15 protein-coding genes are annotated in these 23,614 nt (G+C 59.7%); 5 read left to right on the top strand and 10 right to left on the bottom strand.

The window, feature by feature from the left end; translation table 11 throughout:
* Positions 1-3 precede the first annotated feature (3 nt).
* Positions 4-1,215 carry a threonine/serine exporter family protein gene (locus tag BK670_RS07395; RefSeq protein ID WP_123449242.1) on the top strand — a complete coding sequence of 404 codons (1,212 nt, stop codon included), beginning with the start codon at positions 4-6 and terminating at the stop codon, positions 1,213-1,215.
* Between the two features lie 77 nt (positions 1,216-1,292).
* Entirely contained in the window at positions 1,293-2,267 is a 975-nt protein-coding gene (locus BK670_RS07400; protein ID WP_123449243.1) for an asparaginase, read from the top strand.
* Positions 2,268-2,328: 61 nt separating this feature from the next.
* On the opposite strand, the gene zapE is transcribed toward BK670_RS07400, so the two are convergent.
* From zapE to BK670_RS07415, 3 genes are all read right to left on the bottom strand, one after another.
* Positions 2,329-3,423, bottom strand: coding sequence for a cell division protein ZapE (gene zapE, locus BK670_RS07405; protein WP_038361044.1), 1,095 nt, complete (start codon positions 3,421-3,423; stop codon positions 2,329-2,331).
* Between the two features lie 90 nt (positions 3,424-3,513).
* Positions 3,514-4,869, bottom strand: a complete 1,356-nt coding sequence (locus tag BK670_RS07410) for a tryptophan--tRNA ligase (RefSeq protein ID WP_123449244.1) — start codon at positions 4,867-4,869, stop codon at positions 3,514-3,516.
* Between the two features lie 24 nt (positions 4,870-4,893).
* Entirely contained in the window at positions 4,894-5,523 is a 630-nt protein-coding gene (locus BK670_RS07415; RefSeq protein ID WP_123449317.1) for an alpha/beta hydrolase, read from the bottom strand.
* Positions 5,524-5,667: 144 nt separating this feature from the next.
* Between BK670_RS07415 and BK670_RS07420 the strand changes: the two genes are divergently transcribed.
* Positions 5,668-6,102: a Z-ring associated ZapG family protein gene (locus tag BK670_RS07420; RefSeq protein WP_123449245.1), complete on the top strand. Its 435-nt coding sequence runs from the start codon at positions 5,668-5,670 to the stop codon at positions 6,100-6,102.
* A 227-nt stretch (positions 6,103-6,329) separates the two neighbouring features.
* On the opposite strand, the gene BK670_RS07425 is transcribed toward BK670_RS07420, so the two are convergent.
* Together BK670_RS07425 and BK670_RS07430 are read right to left on the bottom strand one after the other, a co-directional pair.
* Positions 6,330-7,064 (bottom strand): YiaD family glycine zipper/OmpA-like lipoprotein, encoded by a 735-nt coding sequence (locus tag BK670_RS07425; protein WP_123449246.1) that lies wholly within the window; start codon positions 7,062-7,064, stop codon positions 6,330-6,332.
* 117 nt (positions 7,065-7,181) lie between these two features.
* Positions 7,182-7,826 carry an MBL fold metallo-hydrolase gene (locus BK670_RS07430; RefSeq protein ID WP_123449247.1) on the bottom strand — a complete coding sequence of 215 codons (645 nt, stop codon included), beginning with the start codon at positions 7,824-7,826 and terminating at the stop codon, positions 7,182-7,184.
* Positions 7,827-8,038: 212 nt separating this feature from the next.
* Here BK670_RS07430 and BK670_RS07435 point away from each other — a divergent pair, with 212 nt between their 5' ends.
* A complete protein-coding gene (locus BK670_RS07435; RefSeq protein WP_123449248.1) occupies positions 8,039-13,021 on the top strand; it encodes a M10 family metallopeptidase C-terminal domain-containing protein in 4,983 nt (1,660 codons plus the stop codon).
* 96 nt (positions 13,022-13,117) lie between these two features.
* Here BK670_RS07435 and BK670_RS07440 read toward each other — a convergent pair whose 3' ends face one another.
* The 5 genes from BK670_RS07440 to BK670_RS07460 all read right to left on the bottom strand — a co-directional run bounded on the left by BK670_RS07440 (position 13,118) and on the right by BK670_RS07460 (position 22,757).
* Entirely contained in the window at positions 13,118-15,853 is a 2,736-nt protein-coding gene (locus tag BK670_RS07440) for a winged helix-turn-helix domain-containing protein (RefSeq protein WP_123449249.1), read from the bottom strand.
* A gap of 271 nt (positions 15,854-16,124) precedes the next feature.
* Positions 16,125-17,489: a DUF1329 domain-containing protein gene (locus BK670_RS07445; RefSeq protein ID WP_123449250.1), complete on the bottom strand. Its 1,365-nt coding sequence runs from the start codon at positions 17,487-17,489 to the stop codon at positions 16,125-16,127.
* A 27-nt stretch (positions 17,490-17,516) separates the two neighbouring features.
* Positions 17,517-19,406, bottom strand: a complete 1,890-nt coding sequence (locus tag BK670_RS07450) for a DUF1302 domain-containing protein (protein WP_123449251.1) — start codon at positions 19,404-19,406, stop codon at positions 17,517-17,519.
* Between the two features lie 337 nt (positions 19,407-19,743).
* On the bottom strand, positions 19,744-21,426 hold the full coding sequence (locus BK670_RS07455) for a fatty acid--CoA ligase (protein WP_123449252.1): 1,683 nt from the start codon (positions 21,424-21,426) through the stop codon (positions 19,744-19,746).
* 146 nt (positions 21,427-21,572) lie between these two features.
* Positions 21,573-22,757, bottom strand: coding sequence for an MFS transporter (locus BK670_RS07460; RefSeq protein WP_123449253.1), 1,185 nt, complete (start codon positions 22,755-22,757; stop codon positions 21,573-21,575).
* An 85-nt stretch (positions 22,758-22,842) separates the two neighbouring features.
* Between BK670_RS07460 and BK670_RS07465 the strand changes: the two genes are divergently transcribed.
* Complete coding sequence (locus BK670_RS07465; protein ID WP_123449254.1) at positions 22,843-23,607, top strand: AraC family transcriptional regulator; 765 nt, start codon at positions 22,843-22,845, stop codon at positions 23,605-23,607.
* The last annotated feature ends 7 nt before the right edge of the window (positions 23,608-23,614 follow it).

Genomic DNA, 23,614 nt, shown 5'->3' on the forward strand with positions numbered 1-23,614 from the left:
ACCATGGGAAACACTACAGAAGCAAAACTGGCCATCCGCCCGCTCTCCAGAACGCCGATGGACACGTCGATCGTCCTGCTGATGCTTGGCACGACCCTGTCGATCATCTGGCTGTCATTCACTTACCGCACTTCCTGGGCCGCTTATTGGCCGGACTACAACCACATGGTGTCGAGCCTGCCTGACGCAAGCGCCTGGGTGCGCTGGGTGTTGGGAGACATAAGCGAGGTCGCATTCTACAAACATGAATTCGCCTCAATCGGACTGCTGGCCGGTGCTTATCTGGCTTACTGGGCGAATCGAACGGGCAAGGCGTGGCAAGGCTTCGCCATTTGTTACGGCAGCGGACTCTGGCCGTGGCTCGTCACCAGCTCTTTGCTTGGCTTGCTGTTGAGTAATCTGCTGTGGGGCTGGACGGTCACTTCCACAAGCTGGCAACCGACTTTCGCCGCCTTCGTCTCTCTGCCGGCGGCCATGGTGTTGATGTTCGGCGGTGGCTGGAAGGTCACGATCAATGGCGCAATCATGGGTGCCCTGCTGGTTACTCCGATGAGCCTGTTTTTCGTCAACTATGTGGTCAATCCGCTCGAATTGCCTGTTGTCATCGGTAACGTCTCAGGCATGGCGGTGGCCAGCGTCCTCGCATTCCTGCTCTGCCGGTATCTGCCAGGCCTGGTGAAGTCCGCTCAGACCGGCGAAGCAAAAAAATCCACATCCGCGCCGTTACCCGAAAAAAAACCTGACTACGGCGTCGTATGGAGCTTGCGTCGTGTACTTGCAGACTTTTCCGAGGCACCGTTCTATGGCAACGAATGGGCCAGCCTCGGCCTGATACTGGGCGCCTTGCTGGCATTCACCTTGAACCCGCTGAGTCCGGCTTACGGCTCCGCTGTTTTACCGCAATTGATCGCTGCACAAGCGCTGACTTCGGCGCTGGGCGTGGTGATCTGGCGGCGGCATTGGATACAGCGCGGCTGGTATCCCACTTACGTGCCACTGGTGTCGGTCGTTCCGGCGGCGGTCCTGACGTATGGCGGCAGCTGGTCGGTGATCGCACTCAGTGCGCTACTCGGCGCGTTGATTGCTCCACCGTTGGCCTGTGCGTTGGCCAAGCGGTTGCCGCCGGACATGCATGGTTTTATCGGCAATGTATTGTCGATGGCCGTGAGCACGGCCGTCATCATTCCGTTGATCGGATGGCTGATCGCTGACTGAAGCCTGCCATGTTCAGCTGTATCTGGCCTTGAGATCCAGATACAGCACTCACTCATCACAACCGTGCGAGGTATCAAATGGCGTTGCCAAAACTAGCAATCGCGGCGGTAGGTGGCACCGTAAGCATGCAAGCAAAGTCTGTCGGCGAGGGCGTCATCCCGACGGTTGACGCACACACCCTTCTGGCTTCAGTGCCGCAATTGCAGACGCAAGCACGCATCACCGTTGAAACCCTTGGGCTGCTGCCCAGCGCATCACTGGATTTCGACTTCCTGTTGAGTGTTCTTGCCTGGGCGAGCGACCAGGTCAGCCAAGGGGCGATTGGGGTGGTCATTACCCAGGGCACGGACACTCTGGAAGAAACCGCCACATTCCTCGATCATCTATGGGATCACGACGAACCGCTGGTCTTGACCGGCGCCATGCGTTCGGCTGCACATCCCGGCGCCGACGGCCCGGCCAACCTGCTGGACGCCTGCCGGGTGGCATTAGCGGCAAGCAGCCGTCAGCGTGGCGTTCAAGTGGTCATCCATGGGCAGATTCATTCAGCCAATGCCGTACGCAAAGCTGATTCTCTGGCGTTGCAGGCGTTCTCCTCCCCCATCGTCGGGCCCGCCGGATTGCTGATAGAAGACACGCTTCACTATCTACGTCCCCCCCACAAGCGCACAGTTCTACCGCAGCCTGGGCACACAGGCCAGAAAATTGCCTTGCTGGAGGCCTCGTTGTCCGCCGATAGTCTGTTTCTGGAAAATGTCATCAAGCTCGGTTATGACGGTCTGGTCATTGCTGCCTTTGGTGCAGGACATGTTTCCGAGCATTGGGCCGACGTCATCGAAAGCGTTGCCGGAAAAATCCCGGTGATCATTGCGACTCGCACAGGCTCCGGGTCCACGGCGAAATCTACCTATGGATTCAGGGGCAGTGAGATGGATTTGATCCGGCGCGGCGCGGTGATGGCCGGTTTTGTCTGTCCGCGTAAAGCGAGGATCCTGTTGTGGCTGCTGGTCGGTTGCCAGCAACAACACAACGTATCGAACTTTCTCGCTTGATTAATCCGAGCGCAAAAAAAGGGCCTGCAAGTGCAGGCCCTTTTTTGTTTTGCGAATCCACTTAAGGCTTGTGCGCCCGCGACAGAAACTCGTGGGACTGCATTTCCAACAGTCGGCTCAGCGTGCGCTGGAACTCGAAGTTCAGACGGCCGCCGGTGTACAGATCCTTTAGCTCGACCTCAGCCGAAATGATCAGCTTGACGTTACGGTCGTAGAACTCGTCGACCATGTTGATGAAGCGGCGAGCAATGTCGTCGGTGGTGACACTCATCTGCTCGACACCGCTGAGCAGCACGGCATGGAAGATCTTGCCCAGTTCGATGTAGTCGTTCTGGCTGCGCGGGCCGTCGCACAGTTCGCGGAAGTCGAACCAGGCCACGTCGTCGCAAGTACGCAGGGCGCGAATCTCGCGGTTTTCGATGATCAGCACATCGTTTTCGACCGCTGCGGTGCACTCCGGCGTCAGTGCCTTGAAGCTCTTGCGCAGGCTTTCGTGAGCAGCTTCGTCGAGCGGATAGTGGAACAACTCGGCTTGTTCGAGGTGACGCAGGCGGTAGTCGACGCCGCTATCGACGTTGACGATCTCGGTATTCTGCTTGATCAGCGCAATCGCCGGCAGGAAACGCGCGCGTTGCAGACCGTCCTTGTACAGGCCGTCCGGAACGATGTTCGAGGTCGCGACCAGGGTCACGCCGTTCTTGAACAGCTCTTCCATCAGCGTGCCGAGGATCATCGCGTCGGTGATGTCGGAGACGAAGAATTCATCGAAACAGATCACCCGCGACTCGGTCGCGAAGCGCTTGGCGATGATGGTCAGCGGGTTTTTCTCGCCGCCGAGGGTTTTCATCTCTTCGTGCACGCGCTTCATGAAGCGGTGGAAGTGGGTGCGGGTCTTTTCCTTGAACGGCAGCGCTTCGAAGAAGGTGTCGACCAGGTAAGTTTTGCCGCGACCTACGCCGCCCCAGAAATACAGGCCCTTGACCGGCGTCTGATCTTTTTTGCCGAACAGTTTGCTCAGCAGACCCGGCTTGTTCTGATCGGCGGCGATCAGATCCTCGTACAGACGCTGCAAATGACGCACAGCAGTTTCCTGCGCGGCGTCATGGAAGAAGTCCGGGCGTTTCAGATCAGCTTGGTATCGTTCTAGGGGCGTCATAATTCGTTAGCAAGGCAACAAAAACGGGCCGTCACTGTAGCGACGGCCCGTGGGAATGGCAATCGGCCCTTGGTCGGACCGTGCCGCCGATTAGTCCTGAACCGGGGTCAGCGCAACGCGCAGAGCCTCGATGGCCGCGTCCCGCGCCGCAGCGTCGGCGAACGCCGGGCTGTCACCGACGCACTCGCCTTCCAGCCACACGCTGAAGCTCAGGTCTTCACTGCGCACGTCCAGTGGCTGGCCGGATTGCAGTTGCTTGGTCACCTGCCCGGCAGTTTTACCGTCAGCGAAGTTACGCGACAGCAGCAGTTGCTCGCCATCAGCCGCCAGCAAACGGAAACGGAAGCTGCCGTCGTCTTCACGGAAGCTGACGAAACGCGCGGCTTTTGCAGCTTTCTTCTTGGTGGTCGCGGCCACTTGCACCTGATTGACGAAAGAACGCAGGCCGACGGCCTCACGCAGTTCGTTAAGGAACGGCGTTGCCACGGCACGGGCCTTTTTCGCACCGATCTGCAGGATGTCTTCCAGATCTGCCGGACGCTCGATCAACTGGTGATACTTGTCGCGCGCTTCGCCGAGTTGGTTGTCGAGCAGCTGGAACAGACGGTTCTTCGCCTCGCCCCAACCCAGACCGCCGAGCAGTTCGCTGCGGAATTCGTCAGCCTGCGCTGGCGAGGCGAACGCCTGGAACAGAGTGAACAGGTGCGAGTTGTCCGGATCCTTGGCTTCGCCTGGCGCTTTGGAGTCGGTGACGATCCGCGAGATCGCATCCTTCATCTCTTTGGCGCTGGAGAACAACGGGATGGTGTTGTCGTAGCTCTTCGACATCTTGCGACCGTCGAGGCCTGGCAACGTGGCCACGCTTTCTTCGATCAGCGCTTCAGGCATGGTGAAGAATTCTTTGCCCTGACCGAACAGATGGTTGAAGCGCTGGCCGATATCGCGGGCCATTTCCACGTGCTGGATCTGGTCACGACCGACCGGCACCTTGTGCGCGTTGAACATCAGAATGTCCGCCGCCATCAGCACCGGGTAGCTGTAGAGGCCCATGGTGATGCCGGCATCCGGGTCTTCGCCGGTCTCGACGTTCTTGTCCACCGAGGCCTTGTAGGCGTGCGCGCGGTTGAGCAGGCCCTTGGCCGCGACGCAGGTCAGTAGCCAGGTCAGTTCAGGAATTTCCGGGATGTCGGACTGGCGGTAGAAGGTCACGCGGTCGACATCGAGGCCGCCGGCCAGCCAGGTCGCGGCGATTTCCAGACGCGAGCGCTGGATGCGCAGCGGGTCATCGCATTTGATCAGGGCGTGGTAGTCGGCCAGAAAGTAGAACGAATCGGCATTGCTGTCGCGGCTGGCAAGGATCGCCGGGCGGATGGCGCCGGCGTAGTTGCCCAAGTGCGGCGTGCCGGTGGTGGTGATGCCGGTGAGGATACGGGTACGGTTCGTCATGGGTAATCGCTTGTCAGACTGCAATCAATTCGAGAGACGCGGCAGGATCAGATCCTTGAGATCGGTCAACTTGCCATGAAAAAAGTGTCCGCATTCTGCCACTTTCAGCAGCTCATGGGGGCGCTGGAGTTTTTCCGACCAGTCGTAGACCAGTTGCGGATCGATGACTTCGTCGGTTTCCGGCTGGATCACGGTCAGCTCGCCGTGCTGTGGCAGTTGATCCTGCTCGCCCAGACGCATCACCGCCGGCGCAACCATGAACAGATGTTTCAGCTGCACGCCTTGGGTTTCGAGACGACCGCCGAGACTTGCTGCAACAAATCCACCAAAGGAGAAACCGAACAGGGTCAACGGCAGATCCGGGTGTTTTTCCCGCAGCCATGCCGCCGCAGCCTGGGCATCGTCGACTTCACCGGTGCCCATGTCGTGCGAACCTTCGCTGGCGCCGACGCCGCGATAGTTGAAACGCAAGGTGATCCAACCTGCGTCGCGCGCGGTGCGCTGCAGGGTCGAGACGACCTTGTTGAGCATGGTGCCGCCCTGCACCGGGTTCGGATGACAGATCAGCGCGATGCCGATTGGCTGCTCGTTATCCAGGTACAAAGCTTCGATTTGGCCGACAGGGCCGGCAATCACTACAGGGGTTTCACGCATCAGCAAAGAAGGAACTCCGTGACCTCGAATCGGGTCGACTCGTCTAGCAAATTGTCTGTGCCAATCTATTGCGAGTGAATCGCGGTATACAGCGCAGGTTCGAGCCGTTAACGTAAAGCAAAGCCGTTTATAGAGGAAGGACTCGTGGAACACTCGCTCTTAGTTTGGTTGTTACCGACTCTTGCCCTGGTTGTGGGTGTCGCCATTGGATTCCTGATCGCGCGCGTTGCGCCGAACGCCGCGCCGAGCCGTACGCAGCGTCAACTGGATGATATCCAGGAGCGTTTCGACAGTTATCAAAATGAGGTGGTCACCCACTTCAACAGCACCGCGATGCTGGTCAAGAAGCTGACCCAGAGCTATCAGGAAGTGCAGGATCATCTCGCCGAGGGCGCCAATCGTCTGGCCCTGGACGAGCAGACCCGCCAGCGCCTGATCGCAGCCCTGCACGCTGACGCGGCAGTCGCGCCACGCGAACGCCTGACGCCACCGCGCGATCAGGAGCCGCCACGTGATTACGCGCCGAAAAGCCCGAACTCGCCGGGCATGCTCGATGAGCACTATGGTCTGAAGAAGTAATCCGTCTTCGCTGACAAACAAAAGCCCCCGGACAATTCGGTTGTCCGGGGGCTTTTTTGTGCCTGTAATCTTTCGGTGTCTGTAGCGGCGCCTTCGCGAGCAGGCTCGCTCCCACAGGGAACTGCATTTCAAATGTGGGAGCGAGCCTGCTCGCGAAGGGGCCAGCACAGTCCACATACAAAAATGCCCGATCACAGGGTCGGGCATTTCTTGATTCAGCCATTCAGTTACGGATACTGCTGAACCGTACCCGGCTGTTGCTGCTGACCACCATACTGCTGGCCCGGAATCGCCTTCAGGTTGACTTCAACCCGACGGTTCTGCGCCCGGCCATTCACATCACCGTTGCTGGCAATGGGGTTATCCGGACCGGCGCCACGGGCCGACAGGTTGGCACCGCTGACACCTTGCGAGGTCAAGTAGGTCGCCACGCTCTGCGCTCGACGCTGGGACAGGTCCATGTTGTGCTGGCGGCTGCCAGTGCTGTCGGTGTAGCCGACGATTTCGATCTGGTTCTGGTTGAATTCTTTCAACGAGTTGGCCAGGTTGTTCAGCGGCTGATAGAAACTGGACGCGATGTTCGCCGAATCGGTGGCGAAGGTGATGTTGCCCGGCATGATCAGCTTGATCTGATCGCCCTGACGCTGCACTTCAACACCGGTGTTGGCCATGCTCGCGCGTAGTTTGGCTTCTTGCTTGTCAGCGTAGTAACCATAACCGGCAGCGGATGCACCCACCACAGCCGCACCGATCAGTGCACCTTTGCCGCGGTTGTTGTGGTCGATCGCGGCACCGGCGAGCGCACCGGCCAGCGCACCGAGGCCGCCGTATTTGGCGGTTTTGCTCATGCCTTGCGAGCCACCGTCGGCCTGGCCCTGATTGTCATACGGGTTAGGCGAGGCGCAGCCGGACAGCAAGGCCACGGCAGTAGCGACAATAATCAAACGACGCGTGGTGAACATGGAGAGCTCCTGGTTTTTCGCATTCTGTGGTGCAGCGGCCACTGGGTTAATGGACCTGTGCGGGCGTTGGATCATGACAATGCACAAAAATTCCGCCGACCACTCGTGACAAAATATTTAGGCGCGTACAAACGGGTTTTCGCGCATTTCATCCCCCAGACGGGTATCCGGCCCATGCCCTGTTACCACGGTCGCGTCCTCGTCCAGCGTGTACAGCCGCTGCTTGATCGAACGCACGATGGTTGCCTGATCGCCACCCCATAAATCCGTGCGCCCTACGCCGCGACGAAACAACGTGTCACCGGCAATCAACAGCTTAGCCTCGGAAAACCAAAAGCTCATGGAACCGGGTGTATGTCCCGGCGTGTGCAGGGCCACGCCGCAACCACAAGCCAGTTCTTCATCGTCGCTCAACCAGCGATCGGGTGATGGCACCGGTGTATACGGCACACCGAACATCTGGCATTGCATTTCGAGGTTGTCCCACAGGAACTGGTCTTCCTTGTGCAAATGCAGGGTCGCACCGGTTTTTTCCTTCATCTGCCCGGAAGCGAGGAAGTGATCGAGATGCGCGTGGGTGTGGATGATGCTGACGACCTTCAGACCATGCGCATCGAGGCGCGCCATGATCAGGTCAGGATTGCCGCCCGGGTCGACGACGATGGCTTTTTTGGTGATCGGGTCGCCGATGATCGTGCAGTTGCACTGAAGCGGGCCGACGGGGAAGGTTTCGCGGATGAGCGCTGGCGTGGCGGCGTGCATGGGAACTCCTGCAAGGTATTGGATTGTTCGCAGGATACGTTTGCCGACCTCAGGATTCCATGCCGCCAGCCGATGCATCGGTTCTGGGCGCCACGCGTCGGCCAGTCAAAAAATAGTGTCAATATGATGTCACGTGTAACGTTTTTGTTGCAAAATCGCCCTCTGTAGCGGCCACATCCAGGATAGGCCGCAGCCCATCCAGGAAAATCAGCATGCCACGCCCGACTCAATCAACAGACAGTACTTCTTCATCGTTGACCAGCAACACATTCGTAAACAGTCTGATTTCCGGCACTCAATGGGAAAGCACCAAGTGGTATGACAAGAGTGCCCCCACCGAACTGACCTTCAGCTTTATCAACCCGGTTTCTTCGTATTTCGCGACCAACTACAGCGCGGATAACGAATACAACGCGGTTTTCGCTCTGACCGCCAACCAGCAGGTTGCCGTCGTCAGCGCTCTGGCTGCGTGGAGCGCCGTGGCGAACATCAAGTTCAGCCAGACCACCGACACCATCACCAATGTCGGCGACCTGCGCTTCGGCGGATATTCTCTGATGGAAAGCGGCACCCTGGCCTGGGCCTATCTGCCCGGCAGTACGCCCAAGTCCGGTGACGTCTGGATCGGCCCTGAGACCAACCAGGCCAACCCGGTTAAAGGCTCCTACGATTACCTGACCTTCGTTCACGAAATCGGTCATGCCATCGGCCTCAAGCATCCGTTCGCCACCAGCCAGACCAACAGCACCGTGCTGGATGCAACGCTTGACGACGTTCGTTACACGGTCATGAGTTACAACGACTCGTACTCCTATCAACCAACGACCCCGATGTTGCTGGATATCCTCGCCATCCAGAGTCTGTATGGCGCCAATACCTTATGGCAGGCCGGTAACAACACCTACTCCTGGGCGAGCAATCAATCGGTTTTTGAAACCATTTGGGATGCCGGCGGCGTTGACACCATCGACGCCACCAACCAGTTGAACGCCGTGCGCATCGACCTCAACGAGGGTGCCTTCAGTCAGATCGGCAAAGCCTTTCTCGATATCAAGACCATGACCGCCTTCAACGAAGGCCTGGCCATCGCCTACGGCGCGAAAATTGAAAATGCCGTCGGCAGTGACAACGATGACAGCCTGATCGGCAACGCTCTGGACAACATCCTCAACGGCCGGGGCGGCGCTGACACCATGATGGGTGGTACCGGTAACGACACCTATTTCGTCGACAGCATCGGCGACACCGTCATCGAGACAAGCACCCTGCCGAGCGAAATCGACACGGTGCTCAGCTATATCGATTACACCCTGACCGCGAACGTCGAAAACCTCACACTGATTGGCACCGGCAACCTCGCGGGTACCGGCAATGGCTTGAACAACGTCATCACCGGTAACTGGGGGCAGAACACGCTGGACGGTGGCGCCGGTGCCGATACCTTGATCGGTGGCGGTGGCAACGACACTTACATCGTCGACAATGCCGGCGACGTCGTCGTTGAAAACAACGAAGTGGGTGGCGGGATCGACACCGTCAAATCGTCGGTCAACTACAGCCTGAGTGCGAACGTCGAGAACATTGAGTTGACCGGCACGGCCAACCTGAATGCCAACGGTAACGCGCTGAACAACGTGATGAGCGGCAACAGCGGCAACAACGTGCTCAACGGCGGCGCAGGCGTGGACACCATGATCGGCGGTGGTGGTGATGACACCTACTACCTCGATCAGGCAGCGGAACTGGGACTGGTTCAGGAAAATGCCAGCGAGGGTAACGACACCCTGCGCATCTACTACAACGCCACGGCTTCGAACAACACCGTCAACCTCAATCTGGCCAACCTTGGCAACGTCGAAAACGTATGGCTGATGGGCACTGGCAACTACACCGTGCAAGGCAACTCTCAGGACAACTACCTGCTCGGCGGCGTTGGCAACGACAACCTGCAGGGTGGGGCTGGCAATGACCGGCTCGACGGCGCGGCCGGTGCCGACACCCTGGCCGGTGGCACCGGCGACGACACTTACGTGATCGACAACGCCGGGGACGTCGTCATCGAAGCCCTCGGCGAAGGCCGCGACCGCGTACTGAGCAACATCGGTTACACCCTGACCGCCAACGTCGAAGATGGCCAGTTGCTGGGCACCAGCGACCTGTTCCTGATCGGTAACGGTCTGGACAACGTGCTGACCGGCAACAGCGGCAACAACATCCTCAACGGTCAGGAAGGTGCTGACACCATGGACGGCGGTGCCGGCAACGACACCTATTTCGTCGATAACGTCGGTGACGTCATCATCGAAAACGGCACTTCGCTGACCGAGATCGACACCGTGCTGTCTTCCCTCGCCAACTACACCCTGGGCGCCAACCTGGAAAACCTGACCCTGCGCTTCGCCGACAACATCAACGGCACCGGCAACGCGCTGAACAACGTCATCACCGGTAATGCCGGCGATAACATTCTGGATGGTGGCGCGGGTGCCGACCGGATGATCGGCGGTCTGGGCAACGACACCTACGTGGTCGAAAACGTTGGTGACGTGGTGGTCGAAACCAGCACCCTGCCGACTGAGATCGATACCGTTCGCTCCTCGATCAACTACAGCTTGGGCGACAACATCGAGAACATTGTGCTCACCGGTTCTGCCAACCTCAATGCCAACGGCAACGCCCTGAACAACGTGATGACCGGCAACAGCGGCAACAACGTGCTCAACGGTGGCGCCGGGCTGGACACCATGATCGGTGGCGACGGTGACGACACCTACTACCTCGACCAAAGCAGCGAGCTGTCACTAATCCAGGAAAATGCCAATGAAGGCAGCGACACCCTGCGCATCTATTACAACGCCACCCCGATGACCAACGTCATCAACCTGAACCTGGGCAACCTGACCGACGTCGAGAACGTGTGGCTGATGGGGACCGGCGGCTATAACGTGCAAGGCAACAGCCTGAACAACTACCTGCTCGGCAGCGCCTCGGCGGACACTCTGCAGGGCGGTGCCGGCAACGACCGTCTCGACGGTGCGGCCGGTGCCGACACCTTGATCGGCGGCAGCGGTGACGACACCTACGTCATCGACAATGCAGGCGATGTGGTCATCGAGCTGGGCGGCGAAGGCCGTGACCTTGTCTTGAGCAACATCGGTTACACCCTGACCGCCAACGTCGAAGATGGCCAGTTGCTGGGCACCAGCGACCTGTTCCTGGTCGGTAACGGTCTGGACAACGTGCTGACCGGCAACAGCGGCAACAACATCCTCAACGGTCAGGAAGGTGCTGACACCATGGACGGCGGTGCCGGCAACGACACCTATTTCGTCGATAACGTCGGTGACGTCATCATCGAAAACGGCACTTCGCTGACCGAGATCGACACCGTGCTGTCTTCCCTCGCCAACTACACCCTGGGTGCCAACCTGGAAAACCTGACCCTGCGCTTCGCCGACAACATCAACGGCACCGGCAACGCGCTGAACAACGTCATCACCGGTAATGCCGGCGATAACATTCTGGATGGTGGCGCGGGTGCCGACCGGATGATCGGCGGTCTGGGCAACGACACCTACGTGGTCGATAACGTCGGTGACGTGGTGGTCGAAACCAGCACCCTACCGATTGAGATCGATACCGTTCGCTCCTCGATCAACTACAGCTTGGGCGCCAACATCGAGAACATCGTGCTCACCGGTTCTGCCAACCTCAATGCCAACGGCAACATCCTGAACAACGTGATGACCGGCAACAGCGGCAACAACGTGCTCAACGGCGGCGCAGGCGTGGACACCATGATCGGCGGTGGTGGTGATGACACCTACTACCTCGATCAGGCCGCGGAACTGGGACTGGTTCAGGAAAATGCCAGCGAGGGTAACGACACCCTGCGCATCTACTACAACGCTACGGCTTCGAACAACACCGTCAACCTCAATCTGGCCAACCTTGGCAACGTCGAAAACGTCTGGCTGATGGGCACTGGCAACTACACCGTGCAAGGCAACGCTCAGGACAACTACCTGCTCGGCGGCGTTGGCAACGACAACCTGCAGGGTGGGGCTGGCAATGACCGGCTCGACGGCGCGGCCGGTGCCGACACCCTGGCCGGTGGCACCGGCGACGACACTTACGTGATCGACAACGCCGGGGACGTCGTCATCGAAGCCCTCGGCGAAGGCCGCGACCGCGTACTGAGCAACATCGGTTACACCCTGACCGCCAACGTCGAAGATGGCCAGTTGCTGGGCACCAGCGACCTGTTCCTCGTCGGTAACGGTCTGGACAACGTGCTGACCGGCAACAGCGGCAACAACATCCTCAACGGTCAGGAAGGTGCTGACACCATGGACGGCGGTGCCGGCAACGACACCTATTTCGTCGATAACGTCGGTGACGTCATCATCGAAAACGGCACTTCGCTGACCGAGATCGACACCGTGCTGTCTTCCCTCGCCAACTACAGCCTGGGCGCCAACCTGGAAAACCTCACACTGCGTTTCGCTGACAACATCAACGGCACCGGCAACGCGCTGAACAACATCATCACGGGCAACGCCGGCAACAACATCCTTGACGGCGGTGCCGGTGCCGACACCCTGATCGGCGGTCTGGGCAACGACACTTATGTGGTCGATAACGCTGGAGACGTGGTGGTCGAGACCAGCACCCTGGTCAACGAAATCGACACCGTGCGCTCCTCGATCAACTACACCCTGGGCGCCAATGTGGAGAACCTGCAACTGACCGGAAGTGCCAACCTGCTGGGCTACGGCAACGCCCTGAACAACGTCCTGACCGGCAACGATGGCAACAACGTTCTCAATGGCGGCGCCGGCAACGACACCTTGAACGGTGGCCTGGGCACAGACATGCTCACCGGCGGCACCGGGGCCGACACGTTTGTGTTCAAAGACATCAGCGAAGTTGGTAAAAGCGCCCAGCGTGATGTCATCTATGACTTCAGCAGCCTGCAGGGTGACAAAATCGATCTGTCGGCCTTTGACGCCAATCTCGGCACTACCGGCCTTGATGCTTTCGCCTTTATCGGTTCGGGCGACTTCACCGGCGCCGGTCAACTGCGCTTTGTCGATCAAGTGCTCTCGGGCAACGTCTCCGGCAATGCCGGTGCGGACTTCGAGATTCATCTGGTCGGCGTGAACACGTTCTCCGCCCAGGACCTCGTGGCCTGAGTGCAGTGAACTGACCGTTCTGCGCAATACAGAACGGCGCACAAAAAAACGCCCCGAACTGTCGGGGCGTTTTCTTTTATGGCATGGCGACAACCGTTATGCCAACACACCCAGTTCTTTGGCCCGCGCCACCGCCTGGGTACGTCTCTCCACTCCCAACTTGCTGTTTATGTGGCTGGCATGGGTTTTCACCGTGTGCAGTGAAATGAACAATAGATCACTGATTTCCTGATTCGAACAGCCTTGGGCAATCAGTCGAAGGACTGCCAATTCCCGGCTACTGAGCTGTTCCGTCGCTGAAACCTCAGCGATTACCCGGGCCACTGGCTGCGAAAAATGCTCCAGTAATTGCTGGCATACAGGAGCCTGAGCGACCGCCATCAATTGCCCGCGCAACCAGTCCGGATGCTCTTTGACCAAGGCATCGAAAGGCTGCAATACCCCTCCGCTAGCCGCCTCCAGCGCCAGGGCCAGCGTTTTGCGCGCCTCTGCTTCCCGTGCGGCGCCCAACAGCAAGGCGACTTTCTGGGTCAGCGCCATCACACTGAGCAACTGGCGACCGGTTTGCTGACCGTTTTCATGCAGCACGTTCAAACGCCCTTCGGCGAGCATCGGCTGCCCCTGGATGACATCCAGCAGTGCCTGTTGCAGTTCGACGTGCAAGGGCAACTGAGGGTGAAACTCCGGCGGTGCGGCAGCGCGCTCACCGGTGTACGTCTGCCCGAGGCGCGCCAGCCACGCCTCGGCCAGATCGGTGCGCCCCTGCGCCAGCCACAGCTCACATTTGACCAGAGTAATCATGGCCAGGTAGTAGATCGGCGGCACATCCCAGATGTGCATCAGCCGTTCAGCTTCGGCAAGCTCTGCGAAAGCTTTGGCGAATTCGCCGCTGCCTCCGTCCAGTCGAGCGATCACACAATGGCCGATCAACACGCTGATATCGCGACAGGCCCGTGCCTCGCCGATGCCGGCCAACAACCGCATGCGCGCTGCCTGAGGCTGCAAGCGCATCGCCAACAGAAAACCTTCGTACAGCGTCAGCCGTGCACGCACCGCGTACAGGCGCTGTGGTGACAAGCCGCGCAAGCGCTCCAGCCCCTGATGGACTTCATCGAGAGCACGCAGGATTTCGCCGCGAGCCTGCAACACCCGCGCACGATCGTAGTGCGCCAGCGCTTCGAACAACGGATTGCCGACGCGCTGTGCCAGTTCCAGGGATTCGCGGTTAAGACCGCGTGCGCGCCACAGATCGCCATCGGCAATGGCCAGATTGGACAAGGTCGATAGACACATCAGCCGCTGGCCATAACGTTTGGCCGGCAAGCTTTCCAGGGCCTCGGTGCAGTATCTGAGCGTCAGCTCACGATGGCCGCGGCCCCGGGCAATGATTCCGCTCAGTGCCAGCCATTGCGCCAGCATCGACTTTTGCGCGGTAGCGGAAGGCGCCGGCAGGAAGCGGCTCAGGTGGCTAGACAACTCCTCGGCGGCATCGAGCTGGCAGGCCAGCCCCAGCGCCCAACTGTAGAGAACGATCAGCCGCGGCGTGCTGATCAGCAGGCTGTCGGGCAAATCCATTTTCCAGCGCAACAGCATGCCGACGTTCTGCTCGGCGAGCAGTTGCTCCTCGGAGAGGTTCTGCACCAGATTTGCTGCGACGTCGAGGTGACCGGCGCGCAACGCCTGCTCAACAGCTTCATCCAGCAGCCCTTGAGCGTTGAACCAGCGACAGGCTCGCAAATGCAAGGTCGCGGTCGGCACCATCGCTTGCGCAATCGGCCGACTGCGCAATAAATCAGAGAACAAATGGTGATAGCGATACCAGTGACCGTGCTCGTCCAGCGGCACCAGAAAGACCTGATGGGCCAACAGGAAACGCAGGATCTCGGCGCTGTCGTGGGCCTCGCGAACGGCATCGCACAACTCGCTGCAAAAGCGTTCCTGGGGGGCGGTGTCGTACAGAAAGGCTTGCACCTCGGCCGGCAGGCAATCGATGACCTCTTCCAGCAGATAGTCGCGGATCAGCCCTTCCCCGCCGTTCAACGCTTGCGGCAACGCCGCATCGCTCCCCGCCTCGGCCACCGCCAGCAGCCAGAAACGCAAACCGGCGACCCAGCCTTCGCTGCGCTGGATCAGATTTTCCAGCGCTTCACCGCGCAGCGAACTGCTGTGGCGATCAAGCAAGGTCAGGGCTTCGTCGTGGGTCAGGCGCAGATCCGTTTCATGTAACTCCAGCAACTGCCGCGACAGACGCAAGCGCGCCAGATGCCAGTCCGGGCGCTGGCGACTGGTGACCATGACCAGCAAGCCATCGGGCAAATGATTGAGGAAAAACTGCAGGCAACGGTCAAGCACCGGGCCTTGAGCAAGATGGTAATCGTCGAGCACCAGCAGCAGTGGCGCGGCGGGATCGAGGTGCAGGGTCAATTCATCGAGCAGGCCGTCGAGCCACTCTTCGAAGGCAAATGGCTGGTGGCGCTGGCGCATTTTCAACAGACCGAGAGCGCCAGCGCCCAGGGCCGGAAAGTAGTCCTGCAAACCTTCGAGCAAACGCTCAAGAAAACGTCCGGGATCGCTGTCACGAGGGCTCAGCCCCAACCAGAGGCTTTGCCAGTGCGCCGGCAGACTCTGACAGAACTCCACCGCCAGCGAACTCTTGCCGAACCCGGCGGGGGCGCTGACCAGCAACAGACGCCCAGCGAGTCCCGCCTGCAGGCGCTCGCAAAGGCGTGGTCGCAAGACGTAGCCATCGGGCAGCGGCGGGCGGAAAAAACGCCCGTCCAATGCCGCGACGGTGACGCTTGCAGGACCCGGTAGCGGGGACAGATCAGTCATGGCCGGCTCTTGTTTGAATGGCGGTTGGCGGCGTAGCGGATGTCCGCAGACTAGCGGTAAACGTAGAGGGTTTGAAGGTTATTGCTACAAATGGCTACAAAAAGACTACGAGCCAGCAGGCGCCCCCCTGTAGGAGCTGCCGCAGGCTGCGATCTTTCAGGATCAAAAGATCGCAGCCTGCGGCAGCTCCTACACAAATCGAAACGCAAAAAAAACGCCCCGAACCAGTCGGGGCGTTTTCACGAGGATGCGGCCTCGGTTTTATAGCGGGTTAGCGAACACCATCCTGACGCAGTGCGGCCGGGGTGAAGTCGCTGGTGGTGGCGGTGAAACCGAAGTCGTACGCGCTCTTCTCTTCGTTCTTCATGCCCAGTGCCAGATAACGGCCGGACTGCAGGTCGTAGAGGGTTTCCAGGGCATACCACGGCACTTGCTTGTCGTAGTAGTTCTCGGCGTGTGCTTCTGCGACGCGCCACAGTTGGCCACGACCGTCGTAGTGGTCGATCACGGCGGCTTGCCAGGTGTCTTCGTCGATGTAGAAGTCACGTTTGGCGTAGATGTGACGCTGACCTTCCTTCAGGGTGGCAACCACATGCCAGACGCGGCGCAGCTCGTAACGTGCCAGATCCTGGTTGATGTGGCCGGCCTTGATGATGTCGGCGTACTTCAGTTTCGGATCGTCGAGCTTGTAGCTGTCGGAGGCGATGTACATCTCTTTCTTGCCTTCGAGCTTCCAGTCGTAGCGATCCGGAGCACCGTTGAACATGTCGAGGTTGTCGGAGGTACGCAGACCGTCGGCGGCAGTACCCGGCCCGTCATAGGACACTTGTGGCGCACGGCGCACACGACGCTGACCGGCGTTATAGACCCACGCCGAACGTGGTTCCTTCACCTGGTCGAGGGTCTCGTGAACCAGCAGCACACCACCGGCCAGACGTGCCGGCGCAGTCACTTTCTGCTTGAAGTAGAACAGGATGTTGCCCGGGTTTTTCGGATCGTAGTCCTTCATCTTGTCGCGGAACACGAACTGATCCTGGAAATACACCAGACTGTACGAGCCGTTCGGCTGTGGCGTCGCCTGGGTCACCAGACGGGTCACGCTGCCGCCGCGGTAGCGGGTGATGTGGTTCCAGATGACTTCCACGCCGGTCTTCGGAATCGGGAACGGTACCGCAGTATCGAAGTTTTCCAGACCATTGCCGCCGGACACCAGGTTGGTGGTGGTGGCGTTTTTCTTGATCGCGGCGAACACGTCATCCGGCACGGTCGCACCGCGATGGGACGGGTAGACCGGCATCTTGAAGGTTTCAGGGTAACGCTTGAACATCGCGTACTGACCTGGCGCCAGCTTGTCCTTGTACTTGTCGACGTCTTTTGCAGTGATGGTGAACAGCGGTTGCTCACTGGCGTATGGATTGGACAGGAAACCCTTGCTGTCGACCGAGCCGGCATTCTTCGGCAGCGGCTTCCACGCCGGGATCGAACCGTCGGCGTTACCGGCCATTTCAGCGCCCATCGGCGTCAGGCTCTTGCCCAGTTTGTCGGCTTCGGCAGCAGGCACCGCGGCCATGACGCCGGTCGCCAGCAGCGACAGGCCCAGAACACCGGCGTGGAACAGACTCTTTGTTATTTTCATAAATTCGTTCGTCCTGAAATGCAGTGCTTAGAAGTTCACGCCGAAGCTGAGCGCAACGAAGTCGCGGTCATCCACAGTGGTGTACTTGCCGTCGAAGAAGTTGGTGTAGGCCAGGCTCGCGGTGTAGGTGTTCTGGTATTCGGCGTCGACGCCCAGGCTAACCGCCTTGCGACCTTCCTCGAAGTTGCCGCCAGGGCCTGGCGAGTAACCGCTGACGTCGTGGGACCAGGCCACGTTCGGCTTGAGGTTCACACCGGCGAAGACGTCGTTGTATTCCCAGATGGCGCGACCGCGATAGCCCCACGACATTGATGTGGTGAAACCGTCGTTGTCGCAATTGCGGCTGCGGTTGTTCTGCGGCGAACCCGGCCCTGCACCATTGATGGTGCTGGCGTTGAGAATGTTGGCGCAGGTATTTACACCGCCAGTGGCCGGCAACTCACCCGGGCCGTACACCGGATCGCGGCCATAACGCATGTCGGAACGGCTTTCCAGCCCGCCGACGTAGGTCGCGCCGACTTCGCCGACGAGGGTCAGACGGCTGGCGCCCATGACCTGATCGAAGAAGTGCGTGAACGTGGTCTGGATCTGGGTGATTTCCTTGCGCTCATAACCATGCAGATCCTGGCCAGGAACGCCAGTGAGCAGCGAAGCGTTGGTCAGTGCGCCGCCCAGCGGACGGACGCCGGCGAACAGAATGTCGGTGGAGTTCAGTTGCACCGGGGCGTTCGGGCGGTAGCTGATCTCACCGCTCCACGCCGTACCGGTAGGTAGGGTGGTGGAGAAGCTCAGGCCGTAGAGGCGAATGTCTTCAGGGTATTCGATGAAGTAATTCGAGTTGCCCGCTACCAGCAAGGGTGCGAGGGCAGCAAACGGCCCCGGCAAGCCCGCGGCAGTGTTGTAGACCGACTGTGGCGCACCGGTGGCGCTGAAGATCGGCGCACGGCTGTGGTAATTCATGAAGTAGGCGCCGAACTCGGTATCCAGCGGCTCGAACATGTACTTCAGGGACGCGCCCCACTGACCACTGTCGCGCGCATCGCGATCCGGGCCACGACGCACCAGCACACCTTCTTCGTTGACGTTGACGCCGTTGGCGGCCAATGGCCCCAGGGCAACGGCCGGAATTTGCGAACGTTTGTTCAGTACACGCAGGTTGTCGTTGCAACCGTCGGCAACGATGTCCGGCTGCGAGAAGAACGTGCCGCAGTTGTCGACGACGGTCTGGTCCCACTCAAGCTGATAGAACGCTTCGGCCGAGAGGTTTTCGGTCAGGCTCTGGGACACGTAGAACATGTTGACCGGGATCAGGCCTTCCTTGATCTCGGCGCCCGGACGACGGAAAGCAGACACGTCGATCGGGTTGATGGAGTTGATGCCGCCACCGATGAAGGTACTTTCACCCCAGCTCACTACTTGCTTGCCCAGACGCACAGAACCCGGCTGATCGGCGATGGAGTAGTTATGGTAGACGAAGGCGTCGAGGATTTGCGCGCCGGACGACTTGGCGCCCTCTTTGCGACCCGAATCGCTGATGTCCTTGAACTCGCGGCTTTCATCCTTGAGTTCGAAGTCGTACCAGTATTTGCCACGGACGAACACGCCGGTGTCGCCGTATTTCAATTCAAGGTCATGGATGCCCTTGAAGATCTTCGAAAAGGTTTCTCCGCTCTTGAAGTTGGCGTGACCGTCATCGGAAGTCTGCGACAGGCCGTGGCCGCCGTTGTTGACGCCGATGAGGTTCTTGTTCGGGCTCTGAGTAGACCAACTGGCACCGATCGACAGGGACGAGTCGAACTGGCCCTCGATTTCACCGACGTTGAAACTGACGCCGAATGCGGGCCCGGCGAGCGAAGAAGCAAGACTGACCGCCAGAGGCAGTTTCGCCCGGCGCCAGAACTGGTTTACTGAGGTCATCGACGCTACTCCATGTGCATTATTGTTATGGCAGTGAGTACTTTTAAAAACGCCTGAAGGACCGGGTGCCAGAGACAGCCCGAAATCACTCCAAAGATGCATCGCCCCGTTTTGTGCGTGTGCCCCGTTCTTAAAAATCCTTGAGCGGACTATAGCCAGCAGGTGGTACTGCTTGATCCCTCTAAAGTGTGATTTGCAGCCGCCAACCACTCTGGAACAGTCCTTTCGCCAGTCCGACACAAGTCGGCACGGCAAGGATGGCTGATTTTTTCGATTTCACAAGCCAAGCGCTTGCTTGGTGGGTCTGGCGCGCCGTTTTCGGCGCGCCAGCAGACACTCAAAGTGTCGAGAGGAAGGTGCTGTTGTTGGCCTGCCATTCGGTGATGTCGAGGCGGATGCGCTTCTTGTCGAGCTTGCCGACACTGGTCTTGGGAATTTCGGTAACAAGGGCGATCTGACTCGGGATCGCCCACTTGCTCAGGTGGCCCAATTCCACGAACGGCTTGAGATGTTCCTTGAGCTCGCGTGCCCCGATCACATGCCCTTCACGGATCACCAGCAAGGCAAACGGGCGCTCGCCCCACTGCGGATCGGCGATGCCCACCACTGCTACTTCGCGTACCGCCACATGGCGGCTGATCAGGTCTTCGAGGTCCAGCGAAGAGATCCACTCGCCGCCGGTCTTGATCACGTCCTTGATGCGGTCGCGAATGTCGATCACGCCCATGCTGTCGAGTGTGGCAACGTCGCCGGTGTGCAACCAGCCGCCGGCCCAGAGCTCGGCACCCTTCTGCGGTTCGTTGAAATAGCCTTCGGTGAGCCATGGCGCACGCAGCACCAGTTCGCCCTGGGTCTCGCCATCGGCCGGGAGAAAGTTACCCTCGGCGTCGACAATCGCCGCTTCCACCAGCGGCCCCGGCACACCGGCCTTGATCCGATAGGTGGTGCGCTCGTCTTCAGTGCCGGCCATCAACTCATCGTTGAGGTGTGCACAGGACACCAGCGGCCCGGTTTCCGACATGCCGTACGCGGCGGTGAGTTGAATGCCCCGCGCCTTGGCGGTTTCATACAGCGTGCGGTTGAGTGCGCTGCCGCCGATGACAATTTTCCAGCCACCGAAATCGGTGCCCTGCGCGCCTTTGGCGCTGAGCAGCATTTGCAGGATGGTCGGCACGCAGTGGGAGAACGTGACCTTCTCTTTGCGCCACAACTCGACGAGGAATTCCGGATCGTAGCGCCCCGGATAAACCTGTTTGAGGCCAAGCATGGTCGCCACGTACGGCAGGCCCCAGGCATGCACATGGAACATCGGGGTGATCGGCATGTACACATCGTTGGTGCCGAGCAGGCGCACGCTGTCGATCGCGCCCATGATCGTCGACACGCCCATGGTGTGCAGGACCAGTTGCCGATGGGTGAAATACACGCCTTTGGGATTACCCGTGGTGCCGGTGGTGTAGAACGTGGTGGCGACCGAGTTTTCGTCGAAATCCTGGAAGTCGTACTGCGGGCTCGCGGCGGCCAGCAGTTGCTCGTACTCGCCGACCAGATTCGGCAGGTCGGCGGTTTTTTCCGGCAAATCAGTCAGCAGCAGGGTTTTCTCGACCGTGGTCAGGTGCGGTGCGATTGCCTGGTACAGACCGACGAACTCGCTGTTGACCAGCACAAAGCGGTCCTCGGCGTGGTTCATGGTGTAGAGGATCTGCTCCGGCGACAGGCGCACGTTGATCGTGTGGATCACCGCGCCAATCATCGGAATCGCGAACATGCATTCCAGGTAACGATGGCTGTCCCAGTCCATCACCGCCACAGTGTCACCGGCCTTCACACCCGCCGCCGTCAGCACGTTGGCCAGCCGCGCCACACGCTCGATCAGCGTCGGGTAGCTGTAACGCAACTGGTCACGGTAGATGATCTCGCGGGTTTTCTCGTAACGGGCACCGGACATCAGCAACCGCTTGATCAGCAATGGATACTGGTAGGCCCCATCGGCCGGGGGAATGACGCGAGTCTGCAACATAAGAATCCCTTTTCTGACTGCACGGTGTTGGCGTAGTGATTGGTACTCTAGAACCCTTATACGCCAGCCAAATCAGCCAAAGGAATGATTTGCATAGCCGTACAAATGCTAGCTTTGCGCCAGCATTTGCCGGTTTTCGTCATCGGTCAGGCTGTTTGCCCTACAGCCTCTTCGGAAGGTGTGCGTGGGAAAACCACCGCGGCTAGAAAGGTCAAAGCGCCGAAACCCGCGAGAATCAAGTACAGGCCTACAAAACCATGGCGCGGTTCGACATAGGAAATCAGCGGAATCGCCGTCGCGCTGGCACCAAACGATAAACAGTAACGCAGGGCGAAGACGCGCGATTGCCACTGCGGGGCGACGAAGTTGGCGACCATCGCATCATTGACGGTGACCTGACCAAACACCACGAACATGAACGCTGCGCCGAGGGCGATCACGGCCCATCCGTCGACATAGGCCAGCGCAAGCAACAGCGGCGCCTGGCACATCGTCAGGACAATGAACGGCCATTTCAGGCTGAGCCGATGCAACACCCGACCAATGCTCAACTGCGCCACCGCGCCAAAGGCGTACGCCAGGCTGACCACCACACCCAGGGTTTGTGGCGAAGCGAACAGTTCATGCAAACGCTCCTGAAACAGTTTCGGATACGTCATGGTGGTGGCGTTAAACACGACGCCGCCAGTGGCCGTCGCCAGCGCCAGCACGCCGAACACCATGAGCATGGAAATACGCTGGCCAGCGGCCCCCTTGAGCGGCGTGTGCGCACGCTTCGGAATCGGCTCTTCACGCACCTGCAAGGCGAAGCCAGCCCCCAGCACAATCGCCACCGCGCCCGGTAACAGAAACGCCGAGCGCCAGCCGAATTGCGCCACCAGCAAGCCCGTGATCAGCGCCGAAAACGCCACACCCAGATTGCCCCACATACCGTTGATGCCGATTTCCCGGCCGCGGTTTTGTGCGTAAGCGACCAACATCGCCGTGCCGACCGGGTGATAAATCGCCGCAAAAATACCGATCAGGGTCAGACCGATCACCAGCATGGCAGGGCTGCTGCTCAGGCCAGTGAACATCGCTGAAGCGCCGATTCCGAAGAAGAACACCAGCATCATCTGCCGCCGACTCCAGTGATCGCCCAGCCAACCGGCGGGTAGCGAACAAGCGCCGAAGGCAATGAAGCCGCCCAGTGACAGGCCGATCAGCGTGGCGTAATCGAGGCCGAAGGCCTGCGTCATACCGAGCACGGCGGCGGGAAAGATCAGCATGAACATGTGATCGATCACATGGGCGGCGTTGATATAGCGAATGACATTTGTCGATTGATTCATGGCGGCACGCTTTACGTTGTTATGAGCGGCTTATGCTAAGTTGGCCGCAAAGCGCATTCCTGCCAGACAAGTCATCAAACCAGACATGTTGATCAGCCATTTCGAACACGGCCCGGTGAGTGCCTACCCCCGGGACTATCTGGACGGCGCCCACCAGCCGCTGCACCTGCATCGCGAGGCGCAGTTGTTGTATGCGGTCAGCGGGATCATGCGCGTGGTCACGGAATCGGGTGCGTGGGTGATTCCGCCAAGTCGCGCGGTGTGGATTCCGCCAGAAGTGGCGCACGAGATTTTCATGAGCGGCGACGTGCAGATGCGCTCGTTGTTCATCGCTCCCGAACTGTCTCCCGACAGCCTGCAGCAATGTTGCGTGCTGGCGGTGACGCCGTTGTTGCGAGAACTGATCCTGCGTGCCGTGCAAGGGCCGCCGCATGCCGACAACCCGCTGATTCAGCAGTTGATGCTGGAAGAACTCGCCGGTCTGGAAAACCTGCCGCTGCACATTCCGATGCCCACCGACCGGCGCCTGCAAAACATCTGTCTGGCACTGCTGCACACCCCCGATCATGCCAATACGCTGGAAGACTGGGCGCAGCACGTCGGCGCCAGCTCACGCACGCTGGCGCGGCTGTTTCAGCAACAGTTGAAGATGAGTTTCAACGCCTGGCGCCAGCAACTGCGGCTGATGGAAGCCCTGCCACGGCTGCTCGCCGGGGACAGCGTGCAGCGTGTGGCGCGGGATTTGGGTTACGGCAGCGCGCGGGCGTTCAGCGCGATGTTTCGCCGTTTGCTAGGGGAAAATCCCCGCGACTACCTCAACAACCTGAGCAAACTCAGCGAACTCGTGTAGGAGCTGT

This window comes from Pseudomonas fluorescens (assembly GCF_003732425.1).
In the GTDB taxonomy this organism is placed as follows: Bacteria; Pseudomonadota; Gammaproteobacteria; order Pseudomonadales; family Pseudomonadaceae; genus Aquipseudomonas; species Aquipseudomonas fluorescens_BE.

Bases quoted from the DNA above. Each gene is read 5' to 3' on its own strand.
- BK670_RS07395 (WP_123449242.1), top strand. From the start codon at position 4: ATGGGAAACACTACAGAAGCAAAACTGGCCATCCGCCCGCTCTCCAGA.
- BK670_RS07400 (WP_123449243.1), top strand. From the start codon at position 1,293: ATGGCGTTGCCAAAACTAGCAATCGCGGCGGTAGGTGGCACCGTAAGC.
- zapE (WP_038361044.1), bottom strand. From the start codon at position 3,423: ATGACGCCCCTAGAACGATACCAAGCTGATCTGAAACGCCCGGACTTC.
- BK670_RS07410 (WP_123449244.1), bottom strand. From the start codon at position 4,869: ATGACGAACCGTACCCGTATCCTCACCGGCATCACCACCACCGGCACG.
- BK670_RS07415 (WP_123449317.1), bottom strand. From the start codon at position 5,523: ATGCGTGAAACCCCTGTAGTGATTGCCGGCCCTGTCGGCCAAATCGAA.
- BK670_RS07425 (WP_123449246.1), bottom strand. From the start codon at position 7,064: ATGTTCACCACGCGTCGTTTGATTATTGTCGCTACTGCCGTGGCCTTG.
- BK670_RS07430 (WP_123449247.1), bottom strand. From the start codon at position 7,826: ATGCACGCCGCCACGCCAGCGCTCATCCGCGAAACCTTCCCCGTCGGC.
- BK670_RS07435 (WP_123449248.1), top strand. From the start codon at position 8,039: ATGCCACGCCCGACTCAATCAACAGACAGTACTTCTTCATCGTTGACC.
- BK670_RS07440 (WP_123449249.1), bottom strand. From the start codon at position 15,853: ATGACTGATCTGTCCCCGCTACCGGGTCCTGCAAGCGTCACCGTCGCG.
- BK670_RS07445 (WP_123449250.1), bottom strand. From the start codon at position 17,489: ATGAAAATAACAAAGAGTCTGTTCCACGCCGGTGTTCTGGGCCTGTCG.
- BK670_RS07450 (WP_123449251.1), bottom strand. From the start codon at position 19,406: ATGACCTCAGTAAACCAGTTCTGGCGCCGGGCGAAACTGCCTCTGGCG.
- BK670_RS07455 (WP_123449252.1), bottom strand. From the start codon at position 21,426: ATGTTGCAGACTCGCGTCATTCCCCCGGCCGATGGGGCCTACCAGTAT.
- BK670_RS07460 (WP_123449253.1), bottom strand. From the start codon at position 22,757: ATGAATCAATCGACAAATGTCATTCGCTATATCAACGCCGCCCATGTG.
- BK670_RS07465 (WP_123449254.1), top strand. From the start codon at position 22,843: ATGTTGATCAGCCATTTCGAACACGGCCCGGTGAGTGCCTACCCCCGG.